Below are 1,533 nucleotides of genomic sequence, written 5' to 3' on the forward strand. Positions count from 1 at the left end.
CACTCGCGAGAGAGTGTTTAACTTTTAAAATTCAAGAGTTTTATTCGCTAATTTTTTCAGAAGTTTGAGTGAGTGAGCAATTTTTTGCAACGTTGATGTATAAGCTTTGTTGCGTTTTTTAAGCAGTGAATTAAGTAAATAAAACACGAACGGCGAAATTCCGTAGGAATTTCCCAAGTGAGCTAAAACCAGCAATAAAGTTTATACGGTGTTGGGTGTAGTTTTTTTCAATATATACTTAAAAACATAAAATCATCAAATAAAAAGCTCTAAACACATCTATTGTTTTCACTTGTAGTATTTAGAGCTAAACGTATAATTTATATTTTCCTTTTATAAAAGTTCATCTTCATTAAAGTCTCCAAACCAATCGTGAAGTTTTTCTCTTGAACTTAACTTAACTTGTTTGTCAATATATGCTCCTACAGCAGCTATTGCTGCAATTAAAACACCCATATCATCCGCATATCCCACAACTGGAGTTATATCAGGTATCGCATCTATTGGTGAAATAAAGTAACCTAAGGCTCCAACTATTGTAGTTTTAGCCCAAAACGGTGTGTCCTCTTTTTGATAAGTATAATAAAGCATTAATGCTGAATAAATAACTTTAATACCTGCCTTTTTAAAAACAGATTTCATTTTATCCCATAATCCTTCTTCAGAGTATTCTTTTCCGTACCCTTTTTGTTCTTTAATTTCTTCTGACATAGATTTTAATTTAAAAATTATAAGCTAATTTACTAATTTATGTTAAATAAAACAGTGTTAAGAGTCATTAATGATAAATGTAATTAAGATAAAAAGAATTTATTATTTTTCAATTCGTAACTGTTAGATATTTAGGTTTTAAGCTTGTGGTTGTGTTCATTTCTTAAATTACACCCAACGTTGTTTTGTATGGAAAGTTGCGTTTTAAATGAACGGCATTTTTCCGAAGGAAAAATAGAGTTTATTTAAAAGCACAAACCTTTGATTAAGCCAAATTTAGCAATTTTTTATACAAGGTGTTGTAAAATGCGTGTTTAATTTCCACTTTTCAAGTTATAAAATTCCTATTTTTTTCTTTTTTTTTGAGTTTCTGAGGAAATTCCATAATTTTGATTTTCAGCGCTTTCTCAGACTTTTAATTTAGAAGGTGAGTAAACCTTTTTTTTACTCTTAGAAATCTCTCAGCCTTTCTAAATTTGTCTTTAAAAACGAATTTCTCCGACTTTTGCTCAACATTTTGTCAATTCAGAGATTTTAGTTTCAAACAGTAATGAAGTTTCAAGTTTTCAGATATTTTCAAACAGGTTAAATTCCGCAAACTTTTCCTTTTTTTTAGCGTTTTAAAACTCAGAACTTAAACAACTATTTTACATTCTTAAAATTCCAAAAACCAATAAAAACCTTTCAAAATTTTGATTCGCGAGAGAGTGTTTCAAAACCGATTTTTTCAAACGTTTTTTCCGCCTTTTAGTTTTCAGACTTTTAAAGCTAAATGTATTTTAAAATGACTTTTGTTCTTAAATTATACTTTCAGCAAGTTTT

Annotated in this window: 1 protein-coding gene; it reads right to left on the reverse strand. The window is 28.7% G+C overall.

Annotated features, from left to right (window positions below; genetic code table 11):
* Positions 1-333: 333 nt before the first annotated feature.
* Positions 334-711: a YkvA family protein gene (locus MPF19_RS18960; RefSeq protein WP_249989842.1), complete on the reverse strand. Its 378-nt coding sequence runs from the start codon at positions 709-711 to the stop codon at positions 334-336.
* Positions 712-1,533: the final 822 nt, after the last annotated feature.

Source organism: Polaribacter sp. Z014 (genome assembly GCF_023555435.1).
GTDB lineage: Bacteria > Bacteroidota > Bacteroidia > Flavobacteriales > Flavobacteriaceae > Polaribacter.

Bases quoted from the DNA above. Each gene is read 5' to 3' on its own strand.
- MPF19_RS18960 (WP_249989842.1), bottom strand. From the start codon at position 711: ATGTCAGAAGAAATTAAAGAACAAAAAGGGTACGGAAAAGAATACTCT.